This window comes from Pandoraea sp. PE-S2R-1 (assembly GCF_002179865.1).
GTDB lineage: Bacteria > Pseudomonadota > Gammaproteobacteria > Burkholderiales > Burkholderiaceae > Pandoraea.
In genome coordinates this window covers 30977-53572 of record NZ_NGUR01000017.1, presented here as the reverse complement: position 1 = coordinate 53572, position 22596 = coordinate 30977, and the positions used below count along the sequence as shown (strand labels likewise).

Here is a 22596-nt window from a genome sequence, read left to right as displayed (position 1 = left end):
TCTGTCTGACGACGCTATCCCGACGACGCTCGCCTTGTGATTCCCGCCTGACCCCATCCCCACGATGTCGACCTGAGGCTGCCGATCTGATCGGCGGCCTCACCCCTAGTGATACGGCCGAGCGCCGATTATCCCCACAGCAGGGACAATCAATCCCGGCCGTGCCCGTTTATCTGGACGATCGCACTCCCTAGAATCGGGGCTAAGTCAGCACAACGTCGTGCTGACAAGCCAAACGTTGCGCTGAACAACAACCGATTCCCTCGCTGGAGCCTGTCATGATCGATACCAAAACCGCCCCGTACGCCGCGCTGTTGCTGCGCGTGTCGCTGGGCATTCTGTTCCTCGCCCACTTGTCGCTGAAAGTGTTCGTGTTCACGATCCCCGGGTTTGTCGGGTTCTTCGGCTCGCTGGGTCTGCCGCCCTTCCTGGCGTATGTCACGATGGCACTCGAACTCGTCGGCGGCCTGATGCTGATTACCGGCTTTTATGCCCGCTGGGCGACTCTGCCCCTCGCCGCACTGATGCTCGGCACCATCGTGAGCGTGCACGGTCACAACGGCTGGGCGTTCACCAACAAGGGCGGCGGCTGGGAATTCCCCGCGTTCTGGCTGGTCGCGCTGCTCGTGGTGGCCCTGCTGGGTGACGGCGCCTGGTCGGTTCGTTCGGCCGCTCGCACTCGCACCGCGTAATGCTCGTAATGCTCGTAATGCTTTGCTGGAGAAATCGTCATGTCTGCCCTGCCCACGCTGTTCGTCTCCCACGGTTCGCCATTGCTTGCGCTCGAACCCGGTCGCACCGGCCCGTTGTTGACGGCGCTGGGCCGTGCAGTCCCGCGTCCGCGTGAAATTCTCGTGATCTCGCCGCACTGGTCGACGCCGACCCCGCGCGTCGGGAATCTCGCGCAACAACGCACCATCCACGATTTCGGGGGCTTCCCGCGCGAACTGTACGGTCTGCAATATCCGGCCGCTGGCGCACCCGCCCTCGCCGAGCGCACCGTGCAGATGTTGCGCGCCGCCGACCTGCCCGCCACGACCGACGATCAATGGGGTCTCGATCACGGCGCGTGGGTGCCGTTGCGCTACCTGTTTCCCGATGCCGACGTGCCCGTCACGCAGTTGTCGCTGCAACGGCAGATGCGTCCCGAGTACCACTACCGCGTCGGCCAGTTGTTGGCCCCGCTCGCGCAAGACGGCGTGCTGATCGTCGCTTCCGGCAGCTTCACGCATAACCTGCACGAAGTGTTTCGCGCACCCTCCGAGGATCGGGCGGAAGCCCCGTATCTGGCTGAATTCGTCGCGTGGTTCACCGAGCATCTCGCCGCCATGGATCTCGACGCGCTCTTCGACTATCGCGCGCGCGCCCCGCATGCCGAGCGCGCGCATCCGACCGACGAGCATCTGCTGCCGCTCTACATGGCGCTGGGTGCTGCCGACAACGCGGCGAAACAAACGCATTTCGATACCGGAGCGACCTACGGCGCGCTGCGCATGGACGCCTTCGCGTTCGGCAATGCCGCCCCGTCACTCGCAGAGGTCACGGCACTGGCACAATAGCGGTCAACGTTCGCCGACCGATCCACCGATCGGTCCGTCACCTTCAGGAGCCCCGCCCCGGCATGAACAAACTGCGCGAGATCGAGTGTTTCATCGCCGTGGTCGAGTCTGGCAGCTTTGTGAAGGCGGCCGCCGCGCTCGGCATCTCGAAGACGGCCATCTCGCGTTACGTCGCCGATCTTGAAGCGCGGCTGGGCACGCGGCTCCTGCAACGCACGACACGCCGCCTGTCGCTCACCGAGCCCGGACAGCGTTACGTGGAGCGCTGCCGCCAGATTCTCTCCGAACTCGACGAAGCCGACGCCATGGCAGGCGAGCAGGATGGGCAGCCCGCCGGGCCGCTGCGCATCAACGCACCGCACACCTTCGGCGTGCTCCATCTGGCGCCGCTATGGCCGACGTTTCTGGCCCAACACCCGCAGGTTTCGCTCGATATCACGCTCAGCGACCGTCTGATCGATATCGTCGAAGAGGGCTACGATCTGGCCATCCGCATCACGCGGCTGCCTGACTCGTCGCTCGTGCATCGCCGGCTGGCGGGCACCCGCATGGTGCTCTGCGCGTCACCGGGCTATCTCTCCCAGCACGGCACCCCGCAGCATCCGAGTGCGCTCGCCCATCATGAAACCGTCGGCTACAGCTACTTTTCGCATCGTCGCGAGTGGCGCTTCGACGGCCCCGACGGACCGGTTTCCGTGCGAACCCATGCCCGGCTGATCGCCGACAACGGAGACACCTGCCTCGCAGCGGCCGAAGCGGGCGCTGGCGTGATTCTGCAACCGGCTTTCCTCGTGCAGGATGCGCTGCGCGAAGGCCGGCTCATTGAGTTTCTGCCCGAGTACACGCAGGGCGAGACCGGTATCTACGCGGTCTACCCGACCCGCAAATACCTGAGTGCCAAAGTGCGCGCGCTGATCGACTTCCTCGTCGAAGCCTTCGCCATGCCGGGCTGGCACGCGATCGACCGGCCCTGAGCGGCGCCCGCCACCGCTCCCTGACGCCCGGCACGCGGCCCCGACCGGGGTCACGGCAACTTGCTTGCATCCCCTGCGAAAGCCCCACGAATCGCACAGAATCACCCGGCAAAACACGGGAACTCCGTGGATATTTATTGTCCATTGCAAATGTCACTTATACTGTCGGGCCTGTCGTCTAATCTCGGATATTTTGGAAAACTTCTTACTGATCGTCGCTGCGATCCTGCTGGTGTTTCTTAACGGCTTTTTCGTGGCGGCGGAGTTCGGCCTCGTCAAACTGCGCCAGACGCGCGTTCACATCATTGCCCGCCAACGCGGTTGGCGCGGGCGTGTCCTGGCCAAGGTTCACGGCCAACTCGACACCTACCTCTCAGCGTGCCAACTCGGCATCACCCTCGCCTCGCTCGGCCTGGGCTGGATTGGCGAGCCGGCTTTCGCGCGCGTCCTCACACCGTTGTTCGCCGCCATTGGCGTCACCTCGCCCGAGCTGATTCACGGGCTGGCGTTCTTCATCGCGTTCTTCACGATCTCGTATCTGCACATCGTCGTGGGCGAACTCGCGCCGAAATCGATGGCGCTGCGCATGCCGGAAGCCGTCTCGGTGTGGACCGCTGCGCCGCTCTACGGCTTCTACTGGATGATGTACCCGGCGATCTGGGTGCTGAACCACAGTGCCAACCGCCTGCTGCGCTGGACAGGTCTCGACCCGTCGCACGGCGCCGAAGCACATTACTCTGCGGACGAAATCAAGCTGATCGTGCGCGGGGGTGCGGCGAGTGAAAAACTCTCGCGCGACGACTGGAACGTAGTGGCCTACGCCATCGATTTCAGCGATCTGACCGTATCCGACCTGATGCGTCCGATGAGCGAAGTGGCAGCGTTTCGACGCGACGCGACGTTCACCGAGAACATGGACACGGCGTACCGTCACCGCTACAGCCGCTATCCGTTCTTCGATAACGACGGCGAAACCGTGCTCGGCGTGATTCACCTGAAAGATCTGTTTCTCGCAGAACACCATGGCCAGTCGATTGCGGACCTCGGCAGCATGGCGCGGCCGGTCGAGCGCGTGAAGCCGGACATGCCCGCGCGCGAGCTGTTCCAGCGTTTTCGCCGGGGCGCACCGCACTTTGCCATCGTCGGATGGCCCGATCAGAAACCGATCGGCTTTCTCACGCTCGACAACCTGCTCTCGGCACTCGTCGGCAAGATTCGCGACGAATTCCGTCAAACGGAAGACGACTGGACGCGCATGGAAGACGGCACGCTCATCGGGCGCGGCAGCTTGCCGATCCTGACACTCGAGCGCGCGCTGGGACTGGATATCCCCAGCGAGCACGCTGAATCGGTGGGCGGCCTGATCATGGACGCCCTCGCCTATCTGCCGCGCGAAGGCCAGAAGATCGACTTCGACGGCTTCTCGGTCGTCGTCAAGAAGATGCAGGGCCCGCGCATCGTGCTCGTGCGCGTGTATCCCGACGGCGTGCGTGAAGCTGGCGAGCCCGGTGACGCGCGTGAAGCCCGTGGCAAGGCCTCCGACGCCGCCTGACGTCACCCGGCGTTACTTGAGCCCCTCAGGATTTCCCGGAATGTGGCGGTGCAACAACGGACGGGTGATGCCCGATTGATGCCCGCCATGTCCCCCGACAGACTACGCTCTATAAGTGCCAAATCCCGATCGAGGAAGGCATGCGTTGCGGGGGTATTACGTACGTCAGGCTCGTTAAGCTTGTTTTGCGTGTGACGAGCGTAGCCGTACGGCTGGGGCTGCGGCCAGGGGAGTCCCGAAGTGGACGACACGGGGAACACGGGGAAGTTGACGCTCGACGCGTTGATCGGCACCTGCTACGACGGGGTGCTCGACGAAGCGCGCTGGGACGAGGCACTGCGCGGAATCAATCGGTGGGTGGGGGGCATGGGCTTCCACTCGGTCACCTGGGACCGCTCACGCCACTGCGCGACACGCGACTCTCACACACTGGAAACCTCGCCGGAAGTCATCCGCGAGTTTCTGGAAAAGCTTGCGCCGTCCGATCCACGCGTGAGCCTGATGCTGCGCCAGCCCATCGGCCACGCGATGCGTTGCCACCATCACTTGAGCGACCGCTACGTTGCGCGCAGCGAACTGTTCAACGAATTCCTGATTCCCAACGGCGTGCGCTACACGTACGGCCTGCATCTCGAAGGCGCCGACGGCACCAGCGAGTTGCTGGCGATCTTGCGCTCGCCGGATCATGTCCCGTTTGAAGACGCGGACGCCGACCCCGAACTCGAAATTCTGACGCAGCATCTCGCGCGTGCCGCTCGCTTGCGCGCGGGTACGCGGCACCTGCAAGCGCAGGCTGCGATGGGCATGGCCGTGCTCGATCAGCTGGAACTCGCCGTCATCATCACCGACGACACGGCGCATGCCCACTATCTGAACGCGGCAGCGCACCAGTTGCTGGGAGAAACGCGGAACATCGCGATCCGCAGTGGCAAGTTCGGTGCCTTGCTGCCGAACGACGAGCGGGCGCTGCGGCGCCTGATCACGCAAGCGACGGCACCGATGCCGGTGGCCGGCAGCCATCGTCTGCACGGCGAGAATCAGCGGCACTGGGTCGTGACCGCGCTGCCGTTGCGTGAGTCTCACGCGTGCGCTGCGCCGTGGCAACGCCCGATGACCATGCTGACCATCGGCGAGCTGGACCGGCGCGTGTCGTTGAGTCCTTACACGCTGAAGGTGCTGTTCGGGTTGTCGCCCGCCGAGGCACGTCTGGCGCTGGCGTTAGCGGAGGGGACGGAATTGACGCAGTACGCGATGGACGCGAAGGTGGCCATCAACACGGCGAGAACGCAATTGCGCCACGTCTTCGACAAGACGGGGTGCCGGCGGCAAGCCGACCTGTTGCGGCTGCTGCATGCCATCCCGGCATTGCGGATTCACGCGCCGGCATGACCAGCATCGACGAGCATCAACGAGCATCGACGAGCAAACCGAAAGGGAATTTGAACGACGAGGCCGCGGATCGGGCCTCGTCGGTGTCACTCACACGAACAACACGCCATCAGGCGCGTGCGAACGCCTTGCGGTTCAGTTCGAGTTGGGTGATGAGCTTTTGCAGACGCGATTCGGCCGTGCGCGAGAGCGCGATATAGCGGCAGCCGATGTGATATTCCACGTCCTTCGGCAGCGGGACGGTGCGCAGATTGCACACCTCAAGATCGACCTGCACCGTACCGTAGTCGCGCAGTTCGACCTCGGCGTGCATGAGCATCGAGCCCTTCGGAATCTCTGCGGCCACTTCAGCACGCGTGCGCAGCCCCAAACCACCGAGCGACAGATCGAAGACGTTCAGACGCAGCGGTGCGTCTTCCGGGAACTTGACCGTGCATTGGTACGGATCGAGGATCGGCGTCTTCACGCGGAAATAGTCGCGACGCTGCAAGCGCACGAGCGATTCCGGATACGACGCATAGAACGCCGGGTAGCCTTCGTACTCGCGCTCTTCGATGTCGCCGATCGGAAAGTGCACCTGAATGCCTTCAGGCACCCCGACGAACAGCGCGCGCTTGTTGGCGAGCAGTGCGCGGTTTTCCGTCTCCACACCACCCCAGTCGAAATAGAAGCCACGGGCTTGCGGTTCGACCTTGAGCAGCCGGGTGACGAGCTGACGCTGCCCGTTGGCGAAATACACCGTCATGAAGTCGCCGCGCGTGGCCAGGTGACGTAACACGCCCCCGATTTCAAGCGGATTGCTGATGCGATACGAGTCGTGCAGTTGGGACTCGTCGTCGGTGGGCGGCGGCGTCAGCTGCGGTTCTGTCGTTTCCATACCTGATCTTCTATTTATCCCCGATACGACCGCACAAGCCGTACGAATTAAGCCTTGGGACTGGCCGGGCCGCTCTGCCTGACGGCGACGAGACGAACTCCACGGCACTCGACGACACATCACGTGGCACCACGTGATTAACGGCCATCGCCCGGAAATATTGAGTGCATCGGATTGTGAGCAAACTGCTCCCCGTACCCACACGCCACACTTGGGTGCCCGAAAGCACCTTCACCCCACTTACCTTGCTGTTCCGCGATTACGCTGCGGAATCGGCTTAGCGGTGTACCGCAGCCATCAGCGCGCCAAACCCCATGAACACGCCACCGCTGATCCGGTTGAAGGCCTTGAGCACGCGCGCTTCGCGCAAATACGGTGCAATGCGCAGACCGCCCGTGGCGTACACCAGATACCAGCTCATCTCGATGACGGCAAACGTGCCGAGCAGAATCGAGAACTGCGGCAGCTTGGCCGCGACCGGGTCGATGAACTGCGGCAGGAATGCGGCAGCGAACAGAATCGCCTTCGGGTTGCTTGCTGCGACCAGAAAGCCGGATTTGAAAAGCTTGCCGAAGCTGGAATCCTCCGCAGCGGCGGGGGCGCTCAGACTGGCAGCGTCACGGGTATCGACCGGCGAGCGCCAGCTTTTGTAGCCGAGATAGATGAGATAGGCGGCCCCGGCGTAGCGCAGGGTGTCGAACACCATCGGCCAGGCCTTGAGCACCGCGCCGAGACCGGCGGCCGAAATCGACATCATGGCGATGAGTGCGGTCATGCAACCGGCCATGGTTCCCGCAGCAGGCCGTAATCCGTGGCGCGCGCCATGCGTCATGACGAGCAGCATGTTCGGGCCCGGCGTTGCCGACACGAAGAAGACGGTGACCACGTACAGCCACCACGTTTGCAGGCTCATGATTGCCTCGGAAAAATGCTTCACACATTACGATCAGGCATTGTAGCGTCGAACCGCTGCGGTGGCATCGTTCGCGTGCACGTCCTGCGCGTTTCAGTGGCTATCGGCACTATCGACGATCCGGAAAAACAAACAGGCCCGATGACTTACGTCATCGGGCCTGTTTTTTTCCGTGGAGCGTCCCGTTACCGGGGGCGCTCACGAATACGTATCAAGCGCTATTACAGCGGCTTGATGTTCGCAGCTTGCTTGCCCTTCGGGCCAGTCTTCACTTCGAACGAAACGCGTTGGTTCTCGGCCAGCGACTTGAAGCCGTCTGCCTTGATTTCCGAGAAGTGGGCGAAGAGATCTTCACCGCCGGCGTCCGGGGTGATGAAGCCGAAGCCCTTAGCGTCGTTGAACCACTTAACAATACCGGTTTCCATGTTTTTTCCTAATAAACATAATGCCTGGGGTCGACATGACCCCTCCAGCGCTGACAATCAAGGGAAAATGAAGGACTAGAAACCAGCGAGAAGCAGGAAAACTACGTCTGACAACAACTTCGCGGCTTGACAATCTGCAATTGGTTTTATACGTGGCAAAGGCACGCTTGTCAACTGGGAATATGCTGCATATTAAGTAACAGTTTCTCGTATATAGCAGGGAATTTGCGCGTTGATCAACGATCAGAGAGGGTCTCGCAGCCCGTACAATGGGCGTTTTGCACCGTGCTCATGCCGTCGCCGCGCACTCGGACCCGCCTTTCGTGCTGCCAGAAGTGATCTTCAGGCAACTTTCGGCCACCCCCGCTCAGCCTTGCCTGCTGTGCTTCGCGACCGCCTCTGGGCCCATAACCTGCCAACGGATGGAGCCTACTCACCTCGTGCGACCGCCCCGGTTGCAACCTGAAGTACCGACGCCGCTTGCCGCGTCGCCTCACCCCATCGATTTGTGTAACAAACGCGATGTCCCTGCGGTTCGCAAATTATCGAATTGGCGCATCGGCTGGTCGCGCTGGCGTGCGCACGCCGTCAGTCTGGCCGTCTGCGCCACGCTGGCCGCCTGCGCAGGCTCGCCGACGTACGGTCCGGTCCCCGCAGGCAGTTATCGCGTGGCGTCGGGCGACACCCTCTACGGCATTGCCCGCGCCAATAACGCCAGCACGGCCGATCTGGTGCGCTGGAACGGCCTGACCGACGCCGACAAGATCGAAGTCGGTCAGGTACTACGCGTCGTGCCACCGGCCGGCTCGTCCAGCGCCCCGGCGGCGGCATCGGGTGGCGCATCATCGGGGAGCACCGCCAAACCGCGCCCGAAGGCTCAGCCCACGCCCAAGGCAGCGCCAGCGCCGGTCGCGCCGCGCACGGCAACCAACAAGATTCCGATGATCTGGCCCGCCGACGGCCCCGTGCTGTCGAATTTCAATGGCAGCAGCAACAAGGGGGTCGATATCGGCGGCAAGTCGGGTGACCCGGTCTACGCGGCAGCCGCAGGCAAGGTGGTGTACGCCGGCAGCGGCTTGCGCGGGTACGGCAATCTGGTGATGGTGCAGCACGACAACGGTTATCTGACGGCCTATGCCCACAACCGCGCCGTTCTGGTCAAGGAAGGTGCGGCCGTGACCAAGGGCCAGAAGATTGCCGAGATGGGAGACACCGACTCTCACGGCACCGTCAAACTGCACTTCGAAGTGCGTCAGAAGGGCACGCCGTTCAATCCTCGCGACTTCCTGCCGTCGCGCTGATCACGAGTCACAAGCGCTTACCGCGCACGCCACAAAACAAAAGGGCTGAGACCTGTGCAAGACAGGACTCAGCCCTTTGTTCTTAACCTCGTCACTTCAGATCGGCCAGCGCAGCCCGCTCAGGCCGACGCCAGAAACCCCTGCGACAACCCATTGGCCCGTGCATCGCGCCAATCGCGATGCGCACGCGGATCGGCCCATACCAGCAGATGCAACGCCGCCAGCCCGCGCGGATCGTTGAGCAGTTCCCACTTCTGCGTGTTCGTCAGCTTCGCCGGTCCCTTGAGCAACGCGGCTTCGACGCGTCCGGCCCGAATCGTGTCGTGCTTCGGATCGTCGTGCGTCGGCGCCACGCTCGCGGCCACCAGCGCATTGGCCATCGGGTCGACCACCGCATCCACGAAGCTCACGTACGAGCGCGCCTCATCGGTGTACTTCTCCGTCATGCGCAGTTCTTTCGGCGGCCACGATTCTTCCGGAATCAGGAACAGGCGCGCCCGCTTCAGCCCGCGTCCCAGCGACACGCGACTGGAGAATACCGACACCGGAATCGAAATCATCATCGAGCCGACGATCGGCATGAGCCACCAGATGAAATCGGGATTGAGCCAGTACACCAACGCGCCCCAGCCCATGCCGATGATCGTTTGCAGACCGTGGCGGCGAATCGCTTCACCCCAATGCGTCTCGGCGTCCTCACGCGGCGGCGATTTCCATTGAATCGCGATCCCGGTGAGCGCGGCCAGCACGAACTGCGTGTGGAACAACATGCGCACCGGCGCCAGCACGGCGGAAAACACGAGCTCGATGAACATGCTCACCGTCACCGCAAGCCAGCCGCCGAAACGCTTCGCTCCCTTCACCCAGATCAGCAGCACCGCCAGAATCTTCGGCAGGAAGAGCAGCGTGGCCGTCGCCGAGAACAACGCCAGCGCCCGCTCGGGATGCCACTCCGGCCAGACCGGGAAGAGCTGACGCGGTGCCGTGAAGTATTCCGGCACGACGAGCGTGTGCTTGGCCAGCAGGCACGTCGACAGAATCAGGAACACGAACCACAACGGCGCGGAGACATAAGCCATCGCCCCCGTCACGAATACGGCGCGGTGCACCGGGTGCATCCCCTCGGCGAGAAACAGCCGGAAGTTCATCAGGTTGCCCTGACACCAGCGGCGGTCGCGCTTGAGTTCATCGAGCAGGTTGGGCGGCATTTCTTCGTAGCTGCCCGGCAGATCGTAGGCAATCCATACGCCCCAGCCGGCACGGCGCATGAGCGCCGCCTCGACGAAGTCGTGCGAGAGAATCGCGCCCGACAACGCGCCCTTGCCCGGCAACGGCGCGAGCGCGCAGTGCTCCATGAACGGCTTGAGACGGATGATGGCGTTGTGGCCCCAGTAGTGCGACTCGCCCAACTGCCAGTAATGCAGCCCGGCAGTGAAGAGCGGACCGTACACGCGCCCGGCAAACTGCTGCAAGCGCGCATAGAACGTCTCACGCCCTGCGGCCAGCGGTGCGGTCTGGATCAACCCGGCACTCGGGTGCGATTCCATCATGCGCACGAGTTTGGTCAGGCACTCACCGCTCATCACGCTGTCGGCATCGAGCACGATCATGTAGCGGTAGTTGCTGCCCCAGCGACGGCAGAAGTCGTCGAGGTTGCCGCTCTTGCGCTTCACGCGGCGCTGACGCCGGCGATAGAAAATGCGGCCGAAACCCCCGACTTCGCGGCACAGCGCCTGCCACGCATCGACCTCGGCCGTACAGTTATCGGCCTCGTTCGAATCCGACAGGATGAAGAAGTCGAACCGCTCCAGCGAATCGGTCTTCGCGAGCGACTCATACGTCGCGCGAAGGCCCGCGAACACGCGGCCGACGTCTTCGTTACAGATCGGCATCACGATGGCGGTGCGCGCATCGGCGGCAATCGGCGCGTCGCCCGCCGCCATCTTCGAGATCATGTGGCGCTCGCCACCGACCAGCAGAACGAAGAAGCCGAAGATCGCGGTCCAGAAGCCTGCCGACACCCAGCCGAACAGCAGCACGAACAGCGCGAGTACGGCGAATTCGAGCGGATCGGCCCCGTGATACGGCAACACCGACGCCATGAAGTGCGTGGCGAGCGCCGTCTGCGCGATCATCAGCGCGAGCAGCGTCCAGCGGCGGCGACGTCCCGCCTGCGACCAGCGGCCTTTCGGATCGGGGGCGTCACGCACCAGCGGATCGGGATCTTTACGGCCCGTGATGGCGCGCCAGAGACGTCCCAGCGGATTGAGCGACCACGGACGCGGCACGAGCGACGTGCGGCGCACCGGCGGCGCAATGCGCAGCGTCTCGACACCGCGCACCTCGTTCAGGCCTGCGGCGGCCGCGAGCGAACCGCCTTCCGTGAGCGAAAGACGCGCCGGTTGCGACGCCAGCACGGCGTCGCTGTCGGATTCGATTTCGGCGATATCTGGCGCGTGCCACGCCGTCGGCGCGACGGGCGACAGCACGCCTGCCGGTGAGGCAATCGCCTGCGTTCCGGCAGCGGCTTGGGCTGGCGCTGGCGCGGTCGCGGCATCGCCCGCATCGGCATCGTTGGCTTCCATGCCCTCAACGTCCGCGGCAACATCGCTCGGCGGCACCACCGCGACCTCCTCACCATTCGCAATGCGAGCGGTGAGCAGACGCTGGATACGGGTCAGCACGTCGAGCGAATCGCCGCCGTCACGCTGTGCCTGAGCCAGCAATGCGCGGCGCTTTTCGGCGGGCAGGGGCAGTCGGTCGACGTAAAGCTCGTCGACCGGGATATCGGAGCGGTCGCTCACTCGGGGGGTAACAGGTAGCTCCACGTTTCGGATAGGGTATTGCTGCCGTTGCGCAGATAAGCGCGCATTTCGACGGGTTTCTCGGAATCGAGGCGGCGCATGCGCAGCATGACGCGATAGCCTCCCGTGACGTCATTGCGCTGCGTCTGTACTTCGAGGATCTTGCCGTTCGCGTCAGTCGTCACATTGCCTTCGACTTTGGCGTCGTCCGGCAGTTTCTTGAACGCCGGTCCTTCGAAATCGATGGCGAACAGCTGACTATCGTCTGGTTTTCCCCGGTAGCCATGTCCCCGGCGGCTTTGTGTCACCCACGCCATCGGCGGGCGCTTGTCGTTATCTTTCTGCCACGACAGCTTGTACTCGAACGCATATGGCTGCTTGGGCTTGGGCGGCGCATCCGGCACCCAATAGGCGACGATATTATCGTTCGTTTCGTCGGGCGTCGGAATCTGCACCAGCTCGACGCGGCCCTGCCCCCACTTGCCCTTGGGCTCGACCCAGGCGCTCGGGCGCGACTCGTAGTGATCTTCCAGATCCTGATAGCTGCTGAAGTCGCGATCACGCTGCAACAGGCCGAAGCCGGCCGGGTTCGACAGCGAGAACGACGAGACCAGCAAACGCTTCGGATTGACCAGCGGACGCCAGATCCATTCGCCCGTGCCCGACTGGATCGACAGGCCATCGGAGTCATGCACTTCCGGACGATAGTCCGGCGCCGGCGGTTGCTGGTTCTCGCCGAAGAAATACATGCTGGTGAGCGGCGCCAGTCCCAGCTTGGTCACGTTCTCGCGCAGGAACAACTCCGCCTTCACATCCACGGTCGTATCGACGCCCGGGCGCAGCGTGAAGCGATACGCCCCTGTCGCACGCGGCGAATCGAGCAGCGCGAAGATCGTCAGGTCCTTGGCGCCCGGTGCCGGACGCTGAATCCAGAACTCGGTGAAGCGCGGAAATTCCTCGCCGGAATTGAGCGCCGTGTCCAGCGCCAGTCCGCGCGCCGACAGGCCATAGGTCTGGTTCTTGCCCAAGGCGCGGAAATAGCTCGCGCCGAGGAACACCATGACCTCGTCCTTGTACTTGGGGGTGTTTACCGCATAGTGAATGCGAAAGCCCGCGTAGCCCAACCCGCGCAATTGCTTCGGATCGACCTTCACCGTGCCGAAATCGAACTGATCGGGCATGTAGCGCACTTCGCGCACGCTGTTGCCGATGAGTTCATTGATCTTGACCGGCCGGTCGTAATACGAGCCCTCGTGGAAGAACATCAGCTCGAACGGCAGCTTCTGTGCACGCCACAACGCCTTTTCGGGCTTGAAGCGGATGCCGCGATAGCGGTCGTACGTGAGGTTCTGAAGATCCTTGGGCAGGTTCTGATCGGTCGGCTTGTAGCGACTATTCGCGAGCGTGCGGGCTTGCTTGGCCACGTCGTCGAACGAGAAAGCGTGCGCCGCGCCCGACACCAGCGCGCAGAGACTGAGCATGCCGGCGAGCGCCAGACGCAGGGCACGGTGGGAAATCATGCGGGAAATCGTATTTGGCAGGAATTCCATCGGCAGTGGGGGTAGCGTGTAACGCGCGTACTGACCGTAGCCAGCGTGCGCTGAACGCGCAATTTTACCCGTTCATTTGCCGATTGACCAAAGCCGCACCGGCAAAACCTTCGAAGCGGGCACTCACATTACCCCAATCGTCCGCGCCGTCGCCGATTCAGCGGGGTCACTAATTTGTGACCATTTGTGACTTATACGAAAAACGGGGCGATTTTTACGTTTTATGTACAGTTTTCGTCGCTTCTTTGGCCCTTCTTTGCCACTTTCTTCGCCCCGCGCCGGTGTTTCCGATGCGATATTCCCGCGCCGCGCCCGGATGTCGCGCGATGTCACGATTTTCCGGCGTCCATCACCGATTGGCGAACGCGAGCAATCCCCCCAGCGCCATCAACGCGCCACCGATCGTACGGCGAACCGCGTGCTGACGGCGCACCATGGCCGCACGCATCCACCCCGCCGAGAAGCCCAGCGCCACCAGACTGAACCAAGCCCAGTGCGCGAGCGACATGAACGCCCCGTAGGCGAGTCCCACTTTCCAGCCCGTGCCGGCGTGCACCACCTGCGTGAACGTGCTGACGACGAACAGCGTCGTCTTCGGATTCAACGTGTTGGTGAAAAAACCGGTCCGGAAGGCGCGCCAGTGAGAATGCCCTTCCTCTGGCGAGTGTGCGGTTGATATCGACGAGTCCCCTTGCGCTGTCTCGCCTTGCTTGCTTTCTTGCGTGGCATCCGCCACCGGCGAGCGATCTCGCAGGGTGCGCCAGCCGATATAGATCAGATAGCCCGCTCCGACCCATTTGACGGCCGAGAACAGCCACGGCAGCCGCGTCATCAGTAGCCCGACGCCGACCAGTGTGTAGAAGACATGCACCTGCACGCCTGCCGCGATACCGAGTGCCGCCCATAACCCGGCACGGCGGCCGTGCTGCCAGCTCGCGCGCGTGACCATGGCGAAATCGGCACCCGGGCTGATCACGGCCAGCACGGTGATTGTCATGACGGCCAATAACTCTTGCATGATGAGAACTCACGTATCCGGGCCGGAGACCGCCCCCACGGCGATGCCATCAAAGCCCAGCAAGTGAAATTTTGCCGAACATGAGGTGCTATGAAAAACGATCCTTTCTCACGCCGATACGTGATAATTTCTCACGCATGGACCGTCCCCTGCCCCTTCATGCACTGCAAGTCTTCGATGTCGCCGCCACCGAGTTGAGCTTTGCCCGGGCGGCGCAACGGCTGTTCGTGACGCACGGCGCGGTCAGCCGCCAGATACGCACGCTCGAAGATGCGCTCGGTCTGCCGCTGTTCGAACGCCGCAACCGCGCCGTCTTTCTCACACCTGCGGGTGAGCGTCTGCACGCCACGACGCGGCAGATGTTCGAACAACTGGCACAGACGGTGGCGAACCTGCGACCGGTCGCGGCCTCGCGCACGTTGGTGGTCTCGTGTGAACCGACGCTGGCCATGCGCTGGCTGATTCCGCGTCTGGGCGCTTTTGCGCAAGCGCACCCCGACATCGCGCTGCATCTGCATTCGGCCGGCGGACCGATCGATCTGGCGAGCGCGGGCGTGGACGTCGCGATCCGGCGCAACGATTTCTTCTGGGGACATTCGCTCGTGGCCGAGCCGCTCGCCGACGAGTGGATCGGCCCGGTCGGTCTGCCAGCCGCCTTCGAGGCAGAACACCCCGCACCGTTGCACACGCGGACCCGGCCGCAGGCATGGCACGACTGGCAGCGGGCGATGAAAGGCGAAGGCCATGCACCGGCATCGGGGCGCTACGGCGCGCGGGCATCCGGTAGTCCGATACCGGCCTTCGAGCACTTTTATTTGAGTTTGCAGGCAGCAGGCGCGGGCTTGGGCGCGGCCATCGGTTCGGTGTACATGGTGAGCGATGAACTGCGCGCCGGACGCCTCATCGCACCGCACGGCTTCGTGCGCGATGGCTCGGCCTACGTGGCGCTCGCGCGCGAATCGTTCGATGCGAATCCCGCGACGCAAGCGTTGTTGACGTGGTTGCGAAGCGCGATGGCCGAGTCCGCAGCATTGTGGATCTAAGCCGTGTGAATCGAAGCAGCGTAGTCCGAAGCTCACTCGCGAGGGTCGCGTTCGCTTTCACCGTGACTGGCGGGTTTCGTCAGCCCGCTGCCACCGCCACTTCCGCCACCGACCGGCGGCACCGGCACAGGTGACGGCCCGGCGGCGGCACTCGCGGCGTCAGCCGATTGCGCCACCGCCGGCGGCGCGGCGCGCGGCAACATCCGCACGCCACGCCAGTTGCCCCACTTGTAGTAGATGAGCGCCATCACCAGCGACACCCCAAACCCCAGCGGGAAACTCCACCAGATCGCCTCCGCGCCCCACGACTTCTGCAACTGCCACGCAAACGGCAGCCGGATCACCCATTGCGAGACGAACAGGATCACCAGCGGCGCGGTGACCGCCCCTGTCGCACGCACCACCCCGAACAACACGATCGTCACGCCGAACAGCACGAACGACCACGCCACCACGGCGTTGATGTGCTGTGCCACCGAAATCGCGTAACCGTCGTCCGGCAGAAACGCGTTCATGAACTGGCGGTTGAACAGCAGGATGGCCACCACCAGCGTGCCTGTCATGACAAAATTCAACCCGACGCCGACGCGTCCGATGCGCGAGACCCGGTCCCACAACCCCGCGCCGACGTTCTGCGCCGTCATGGACGACACACCGGCACCGATGGCCAGCGCCGGCATCTGCACATACGTCCACAACTGCGACGCCACGCCGTACGCCGCCGTCGTCTGCGAACCGTAGCCGTTGACGAAACCCATCATCACCATCGCCGACGACGAGATCACCACCATTTGCAGGCCCATCGGCAGGCCCTTCACGACGATCAGCCGCAGCAGCCCCGGGTCGATCCGCAAATACCGCCAGTCCTTGCGCGGCAGCCACAGCGGATCGCGCCGGCGGTAGAGCGTATAGAGCAGCGCCGCGAGACTCACCGTCTGTGCGATAAGCGTGGCCCCGGCGGACCCCGCGATGCCTAACGGCGGCACCGGCCCCCAGCCGAAGATCAGCAATGGGTTAAGCACCACATCCAGCCCGGCCGAGAGCAGCATGAAGCGGAACGGCGTGCGCGCGTCGCCCGCGCCGCGCAACGCCATCATCACGAAGTTGTAGAAGTACATCACCGGCAGCGCGACGAAGATGATGCGCAGATAGGCGACGGCAAACGCGCGAGCGTCGCTCGGTGTGCCCAACGCGTTCAACAATTCCGGCGTGAAGATGTAGCCGAAGACCGCCACCGCCGTGGACATCAGCACGAAGAACGTCGCACTCGTGCCGACGATGCGCTGCGTGAGCACGTGATTCTTCGCACCAATCGACTGGCCGATGAGAATGGTGTTGGCCATGCTGATGCCGAACACGACACCGAGCAGGAAGAACAGCAGGATGTTGGCGTTCGACGCCGCCGTGAGCGCCGACTCGCCCAGATAGTGCCCGATCCACATCGCGTTGATCGACGCGTTGAGCGACTGGAGCACATTGCTGCCCAGCACGGGCAGAGAAAACCAGAAGAGGGTTTTGCCGATCGGTCCGCGGGTGAGGTCTTGTTCGGCCATGGGTGTCTTACTTCGTGTCGAGCTTCACGCCCGCCGCCGGTGTGGGCACCGCGCATCGGTGCGCGCGCAGGTTGTCGAGAAAGCGCTCGATCAGCGGCAGGACCTTCGCCTCGATATCGGGATGCCCGTAGCCGAAGCCCGCAAAGTTGTAGTGCGTGGCACCGTCGACCACGGCAAGCCAGTGGCAGCCCGGCGGCAGATCGGCATAAGGCGTGGTGCGCTCCTGCCACTTGCCGTCGAGCGGCGCGTCGCGCGTGCCCGTGACCAGCAGCATGGGCTTGCGGATGTCATGCCATGCCCCGGCCGGAAAGATCGGCCCGGGCCCTTGCGGCGAGAGCACCACGTAGCCATCGAAACGGTCGTCGCTGTCCAGCCCGAGCTTGTTCTTTGCGCCGGCCTCGAACATCACTGTCGCCGCCCCAGCCGCATGCCCGAAGAAGACGGTGGGGCCGGTACGGCATTGCGAGCGTCCCCAGCGCAGTGCTGCCCCTGTGTCTTCGAGACGGTCGTCATACACTTCGGGATCCGTAGGAAGCGCCAGCGAACCGTCGCGCATGCCACCGCTTCGCACGCGATCGCGTAACGCGTCGCGGCCGTTGTCTTCCTTATGCGCCATGGTGATGGCGAGCCAGCCGTATTGCGAGAGTGCGCGGCCAAGCCACGCCAGCGCGTCACGGTCGTCGCCCGCGCCGGGGCTCAGCACGGCGAGTCCGTTGCACGCCACGCTAGGACGAAACACATGCAACATGACGTTCGCGCCGTCGCTGCGCAACACGCGCTGATCGGTGCCCGTGGCGGCAGACGAAGGCGTAGCGGTAGCGGAACTTGCGGCGGAAGCTGAAGAAGATGAAGAAGCGGAAGAGGCGGCGGAAGGAGACGAAGCCGCAGAAGGCGCCGAGGCCGCTTTCGGGAAAAGCTTGCCGACGATTGAGGTATCGGCGGCCGTGGCAGTCGAGGGAAGCAGAACGGCGGTGCTCACGGCGCAGGCGGCGAACAAGGCGAGCGCGCCGAGCATCGTCCCGAGCGGTCGTCCCACTGTCCAGCGCGCCATTCCGAGCATCCGTTCTCCCCTGATTTCTGGAAGTGCAAAGTCAGGACACCGGTCTCGCGCCGAAGTCCCGCTGCGGCATCACACGATGGGTCATCTTAGCGTGAATTGCAGCGGGGCTCGCATGATTTTTGCGTGTCGGAAGCGTGTCTCGCGTGCGCAACGCGTGCGAAGCCTGACGCTTGCGGGTCGCATGACTTCGTGTGCCGCCCCGTGCGGCAACGGGACGCACAGGATGACCGGAATCACGGTAGGGAGAATCGCCGGCCGAGCGCCGACGCATAACCTTCCGGATCGAAGCGCCAGGTCAGCGCAATCAGGGCAAGGTTCACGCCGACGAGGGCAACCCACGCCGGGGTGAAACCACCGGTCAGCGCACGCACCGCGCCAGCGGCGAACGGGGCCAGCGCCGCGATGCAGAAGCCCACGCCTTGCATGAACGCCGCGAGCGCAGCCGCATGGCGGGGGTGCGCATGATGATCCAGCGCGAGGACAAGGCCGAGCGAGAACGTGCCGCCCAGTCCGAAACCAATTGCACCGATCCAGAGCCACGGCGCCGCCTCGGGGGCGAACACCAGACCGACCAGCCCGGCGAGCGTCGCCACGAGCGCCAGCGTGAGCCATCGGCGACGGTCGACATTGCGCCGCGCCAGCCACGGCAAGGCCAGCGCCGCAACGACCTGACAGGCCGTCAGCCCGGCGAGCAGCGCACCGCTTTGCGTCGCACTCATGCCCGCCTGCTGATAAAACGGCGGCAGCCACGCGACCATCGTCGTGTAGGTACAGTTGATCAGACCGAAATAGACCGCCAGTGTCCACGCACGGCGATTGCGCAGCAGATCGAGCATGGAAGGCTCACGCGTCGCGGCGCTCGTCGCAGGCTTCGCGCTCACGCGTTTCTTGCCATATTCGCCATGTTTGCCCAACAACTCGGCGTGGCGTGCCGCCAGCGCCTCCGAAACGTCGACCCCTGTCACCGCAGGAACGCCGAGCGGTGCGCGCCACCACGCGAGCGCGGCGGCACCGACCACGGCGAGCCACATCCCCAGCCCGACGCGCCAGTCGTCGGCCAGCGACGACGCCCACGGACTCGCCGCAGCGCCCAGCCCGCCGCCGCCCATAAGCGCCGCCGAATAGATGCCCATCATCGCAGTCATGCGCGCGGCGCTGTAGTTCGCTTTCACGACACCGGGGAGCAATGCCTGAATGATGGCGATGCCGATGCCCGACGCAAGCGCCGTCGCCAGCATGAGCACCGTGTCGTCGGCGACGAATCGCACGCCACACGCCAGCGCGAGCGCCGCCAGTCCGAGTAGTACGCCGCGCCGTTCGCCCAGCCGCCGGGTGAGGCTGCTGGCGGCGAAGGCGCCCGCGCCCATGGCGAGCACGGGCAATGACGTGAGCAGCGCCGCCACCGGAAAGCTCATCCCGGTGGCTTCGCGAATCTGCGGCAGCAGCGGACTGATGGACGTGAGTGTCGGGCGCAGCGTCAGGCCGACCGCGACAATCGCAAGCCAAAGCGTCATACCGCCACGCCCTCACGCACGACGACGCGTCCGTTCGCCACCACCCAGCGACGCGGCGCACGCGTGACGATGGCCTGTGCGGCGTTCAAGGCATCCACCAGCACCAGATCGGCGCGTGCGCCCACCTGCAAGCCGTAGTCCTGAAAGCCGCACACCTGCGCGCCCTGATGCGTCACGCAGTCGAGCGCCATGTCGAGCTCGTCGTCGCGGCGCAGGTTGTAGCGCAGGCCGATCATCATGGCGCGCTCCAGCATGTCGGGCGAGCCATAAGGTGTCCACGTATCGCGAATGCCGTCGTTACCGCCCGCGAGCGGCACACCGGCACGGCGGCAAGCCATCAGGGGCGGCACCACGCGTGACGGCGGCGCGGTCGTGATGAGCGACACACCGGCGTCGGCCAGGCGAGCGAGCAGCGCCTCGGCACGCGCGGCGTGCAGTTCCCCCAGACAAAACGCGTGCGAGACGACGACCTTGCCTTGCATGCCGAGTGCAGCAATGCGCTCCAGCATCAGTTCGAACGAGAACACGCCCATCTCGCCCGGCTCGTGCAAATGAATGTCGACGGGGCAGCCATGCTTGTCGGCCAGCGCAAACATCGCATCGAGCGACTTCGCCGGGTCGCGGTCGATGGCGCACGGGTCGAGCCAGCCCAGCACGTCGGCACCTCGCGCAAGCGATTCGTCGAGCAAGGCAACGGTGCCTTCGCGGTCGAGCACGCCCGATTGCGGGAACGCCACGATCTGCATGTCGAGCGTGTCGGCCAGCGTCTCGCGGGTAGCAAGCACGCCGTCGAGATGGCGCAGCCCGGCGTCGGTATCGATGTCGACGTGGGTGCGCAGTCGCGTCGTGCCGGCCGCCAGAAACGCACGGCCGAGCGCGAGCGAGGCGGCACCGGCATCATGCCCGCTGCTCGCACGCCACGACCGCTCGTTGTCGATGCGATCGATCAGGCGCGAACCGCATTCGTTCACGTACCACGGCATGCCCCACGCGGTCTTGTCCAGATGCGTGTGCGCTTCCACCAGACCGGGCATCAGCAGCGCGCCCTGCGCATCGATCGACTCGATACCGCCGGCCGCAGCGGGTGCGTCAGGCAACGACGCCCCGATGGCCGCGATCGTCGCCCGGCCGTCCGCCGTGCGTTCGATGCGCACGGCGACGCGCGACCCGTCGAGTGCGCGGGCATTGCGAATTTCCAGAGTTTCCAGTGCTGTCATGAATCAAGTTCCCTGCGCCAGTCCCGGCGCCACATTGCGAGCCCGCGTCAACACGCTGACGATCACGAACGTTACCGCGTTCACGGCCAGTGCGACGAGCCCCATGTTGATCGATGCCACCGTGTCCGGTGCGCCCGGCAGCAACGTATGCAAATTGACGTCGAGCGTCACGGCCAGCGCCAGCACCACGGCGCCCGCCCCAATCCCGGCAAACGCGCCGTACTTGTTGCCGAACGGACGCGGCAACAAACTGGCCACGAACGACGGGAACAACTGCGTGAGCAAGCTCGATGCGAACAGCGCCAGCGCGACGAACGTCGCACCACCGCGCAACACGAAGAACACAGCAACCAGCCCGAAGACCGGCAGCACGCGCTTGGCGAGCTTGGCCACGAAGGCGTCGCTGGCGTGCGGTGCAAAGCCGTCGCGATAGACGTTCTTGGCGAGCAGCGTCGACGCGTTGAGCAGAATCATCGAACCCGGCACCAGCGCGGTCAACACCCCGACGCCACCGATCACGCCGACGAACCACGGCGAGAACGTCTGCTTCACGATGCGCAGCAACGCCAGATCCGAATCGGCACCGGTGAGCCCCGGCACTTGCAGAATCGCCGCAAAGCCCACGAAGAACATGAACGCGATGACCATCTGATACAGCGGCATCAGGATGGTGTTTTTCCGCACGGCCGTCTCGCTCTTCGCCGCGTACACCGACGTGAAGACATACGGATACAGGTAATAGCCCAGCGAGGTCAGCAGAATCGTCGAGTTGTACCAGGACAGCGTGAGACCGCTCGTCGGCATTTGCAGGAAGCCCGGACGCGCCGCTTCGATACGGTCGAACATTTCGCCAAACCCGCCGAAGTAGTGCAACGGCAGATAGATGCCGAGGAACACCGCGATCACGAGAATCAGGATGTCCTTGTAAATCGCGATGCTCGCCGACCCGTGGATGCCCGACACCGTGATGTAGAGCACCATCGCGATGGCACCGCACCAGATCGCAACCGTCGGCGTAATCGTGCCGTACGACGCTTCGGACACGATGATGCCGAGCCCGCGCAACTGAATGATCAGCAACGCGCTCATGCCCAGCACGGCGACCAGTGACACCACCACGCCCAGCGCCCGCGAGCGGTACGCCGTGGCGAAGAAGTCCGAGAACGACACGCAGTTGTGACGTGTGGCGTGACGCCATGCCGCCGGCAGCATCCAGTAGCCGAGCAGATAAGCGAGCGCCCCGTAAGCGAGGATGTAGAACGCGGGCGGCCCCTTGCTGTAGGCCCAACCGCTCGCGCCCAGAAACGTGAAAGTCGAAAAGGCCTCGCCGGCCATCAACAGGAACACCAGCAGCGTGCCGAAGCCACGCCCGCCCACGGCCCATTGCTCAAGGCTCATCTTGCGGCCGCGGCGTGCGCGCAGGCCGATAAACAAGGCAAAGGCGAGAAACGCCGCAATCACGGTGAGTGCGGCATTCATGACGCGGCTCCCGGGGCCTTCTGGCCCTTGGCGGCGGACGCCGCGCTGGCACGGTCGGCCGCAGCGGCCTCGCGTGAACCGTCAAAGCGGAACATCACCACCATGACAACCGAGGTGAGCAGCAGCCAGACGATGTTCCATGTCATCAGGAACGGCAGACCGGCGAGCTGGGTGCCCACATGTTCGGCGAGCCAGCCGCCGCTGTAGAAGGCCGCGATAGGCAACGCGGCCAGGCAATGTACGAGTTTCATGACGTCTCCAGACCCAAACAAATCCAAGGGGGATGGCCGCTGTCGTGCGGCTCGATGGTTTTAGCCATAAAATGGTTAACCATTTTTGTTGACCATTATCGACAGTGCGATGCCAAA

At 64.1% G+C, this 22596-nt stretch carries 19 protein-coding genes; 7 read left to right on the top strand and 12 right to left on the bottom strand.

What is annotated here, in order from left to right:
- Positions 1-278 precede the first annotated feature (278 nt).
- The 5 genes from CDV44_RS24165 (at position 279) to CDV44_RS24145 (ending at position 5474) form a co-directional block, all read left to right on the top strand.
- Entirely contained in the window at positions 279-692 is a 414-nt protein-coding gene (locus tag CDV44_RS24165; RefSeq protein WP_087691241.1) for a DoxX family protein, read from the top strand.
- Between the two features lie 39 nt (positions 693-731).
- Complete coding sequence (locus tag CDV44_RS24160) at positions 732-1559, top strand: dioxygenase (protein WP_087691240.1); 828 nt, start codon at positions 732-734, stop codon at positions 1557-1559.
- Positions 1560-1621: 62 nt separating this feature from the next.
- Entirely contained in the window at positions 1622-2533 is a 912-nt protein-coding gene (locus CDV44_RS24155) for a LysR family transcriptional regulator (protein ID WP_087691239.1), read from the top strand.
- A gap of 193 nt (positions 2534-2726) precedes the next feature.
- Positions 2727-4085 (top strand): hemolysin family protein, encoded by a 1359-nt coding sequence (locus tag CDV44_RS24150; protein ID WP_087691238.1) that lies wholly within the window; start codon positions 2727-2729, stop codon positions 4083-4085.
- Positions 4086-4325: 240 nt separating this feature from the next.
- The gene (locus CDV44_RS24145; RefSeq protein WP_087691237.1) at positions 4326-5474 is read left to right on the top strand and encodes a hypothetical protein; all 1149 of its coding nucleotides are present in this window, start codon (positions 4326-4328) and stop codon (positions 5472-5474) included.
- A gap of 109 nt (positions 5475-5583) precedes the next feature.
- On the opposite strand, the gene CDV44_RS24140 is transcribed toward CDV44_RS24145, so the two are convergent.
- The 3 genes from CDV44_RS24140 to CDV44_RS24130 all read right to left on the bottom strand — a co-directional run bounded on the left by CDV44_RS24140 (position 5584) and on the right by CDV44_RS24130 (position 7689).
- Positions 5584-6351 carry a flagellar brake protein gene (locus CDV44_RS24140; RefSeq protein WP_058375975.1) on the bottom strand — a complete coding sequence of 256 codons (768 nt, stop codon included), beginning with the start codon at positions 6349-6351 and terminating at the stop codon, positions 5584-5586.
- A gap of 277 nt (positions 6352-6628) precedes the next feature.
- A complete protein-coding gene (locus CDV44_RS24135) occupies positions 6629-7264 on the bottom strand; it encodes a LysE family translocator (protein WP_087691236.1) in 636 nt (211 codons plus the stop codon).
- Positions 7265-7485: 221 nt separating this feature from the next.
- Positions 7486-7689 (bottom strand): cold-shock protein, encoded by a 204-nt coding sequence (locus CDV44_RS24130; RefSeq protein WP_087691235.1) that lies wholly within the window; start codon positions 7687-7689, stop codon positions 7486-7488.
- A 557-nt stretch (positions 7690-8246) separates the two neighbouring features.
- On the opposite strand from CDV44_RS24130, the gene CDV44_RS24125 reads away from it, so the two are divergent.
- Positions 8247-8990: a peptidoglycan DD-metalloendopeptidase family protein gene (locus tag CDV44_RS24125; RefSeq protein WP_369597106.1), complete on the top strand. Its 744-nt coding sequence runs from the start codon at positions 8247-8249 to the stop codon at positions 8988-8990.
- A 119-nt stretch (positions 8991-9109) separates the two neighbouring features.
- On the opposite strand, the gene mdoH is transcribed toward CDV44_RS24125, so the two are convergent.
- The 3 genes from mdoH to CDV44_RS24110 form a co-directional block, all read right to left on the bottom strand.
- A complete protein-coding gene (gene mdoH / locus CDV44_RS24120; protein WP_087691510.1) occupies positions 9110-11575 on the bottom strand; it encodes a glucans biosynthesis glucosyltransferase MdoH in 2466 nt (821 codons plus the stop codon).
- A gap of 215 nt (positions 11576-11790) precedes the next feature.
- Positions 11791-13314 carry a glucan biosynthesis protein G gene (locus CDV44_RS24115; protein WP_087691233.1) on the bottom strand — a complete coding sequence of 508 codons (1524 nt, stop codon included), beginning with the start codon at positions 13312-13314 and terminating at the stop codon, positions 11791-11793.
- Positions 13315-13693: 379 nt separating this feature from the next.
- Positions 13694-14362: a LysE family translocator gene (locus CDV44_RS24110; RefSeq protein ID WP_087691232.1), complete on the bottom strand. Its 669-nt coding sequence runs from the start codon at positions 14360-14362 to the stop codon at positions 13694-13696.
- Positions 14363-14499: 137 nt separating this feature from the next.
- Between CDV44_RS24110 and CDV44_RS24105 the strand changes: the two genes are divergently transcribed.
- Entirely contained in the window at positions 14500-15405 is a 906-nt protein-coding gene (locus CDV44_RS24105) for a LysR substrate-binding domain-containing protein (protein WP_087691231.1), read from the top strand.
- 32 nt (positions 15406-15437) lie between these two features.
- Here CDV44_RS24105 and CDV44_RS24100 read toward each other — a convergent pair whose 3' ends face one another.
- The 6 genes from CDV44_RS24100 to CDV44_RS24075 all read right to left on the bottom strand — a co-directional run bounded on the left by CDV44_RS24100 (position 15438) and on the right by CDV44_RS24075 (position 22479).
- Complete coding sequence (locus CDV44_RS24100; RefSeq protein ID WP_087691230.1) at positions 15438-16958, bottom strand: MATE family efflux transporter; 1521 nt, start codon at positions 16956-16958, stop codon at positions 15438-15440.
- Between the two features lie 7 nt (positions 16959-16965).
- Positions 16966-18009: an alpha/beta hydrolase gene (locus CDV44_RS24095; RefSeq protein WP_141118801.1), complete on the bottom strand. Its 1044-nt coding sequence runs from the start codon at positions 18007-18009 to the stop codon at positions 16966-16968.
- 242 nt (positions 18010-18251) lie between these two features.
- Positions 18252-19532, bottom strand: coding sequence for an MFS transporter (locus tag CDV44_RS24090; RefSeq protein WP_087691228.1), 1281 nt, complete (start codon positions 19530-19532; stop codon positions 18252-18254).
- Positions 19529-20749 (bottom strand): amidohydrolase family protein, encoded by a 1221-nt coding sequence (locus CDV44_RS24085; RefSeq protein ID WP_087691227.1) that lies wholly within the window; start codon positions 20747-20749, stop codon positions 19529-19531. The genes CDV44_RS24090 and CDV44_RS24085 overlap by 4 nt, the downstream gene beginning before the upstream one ends.
- Positions 20750-20752: 3 nt before the next feature.
- Complete coding sequence (locus CDV44_RS24080; protein ID WP_058375984.1) at positions 20753-22228, bottom strand: sodium:solute symporter; 1476 nt, start codon at positions 22226-22228, stop codon at positions 20753-20755.
- Positions 22225-22479: a DUF3311 domain-containing protein gene (locus CDV44_RS24075; RefSeq protein WP_087691226.1), complete on the bottom strand. Its 255-nt coding sequence runs from the start codon at positions 22477-22479 to the stop codon at positions 22225-22227. Before CDV44_RS24075 ends, CDV44_RS24080 begins: the two co-directional genes overlap by 4 nt.
- Positions 22480-22596 lie beyond the last annotated feature (117 nt).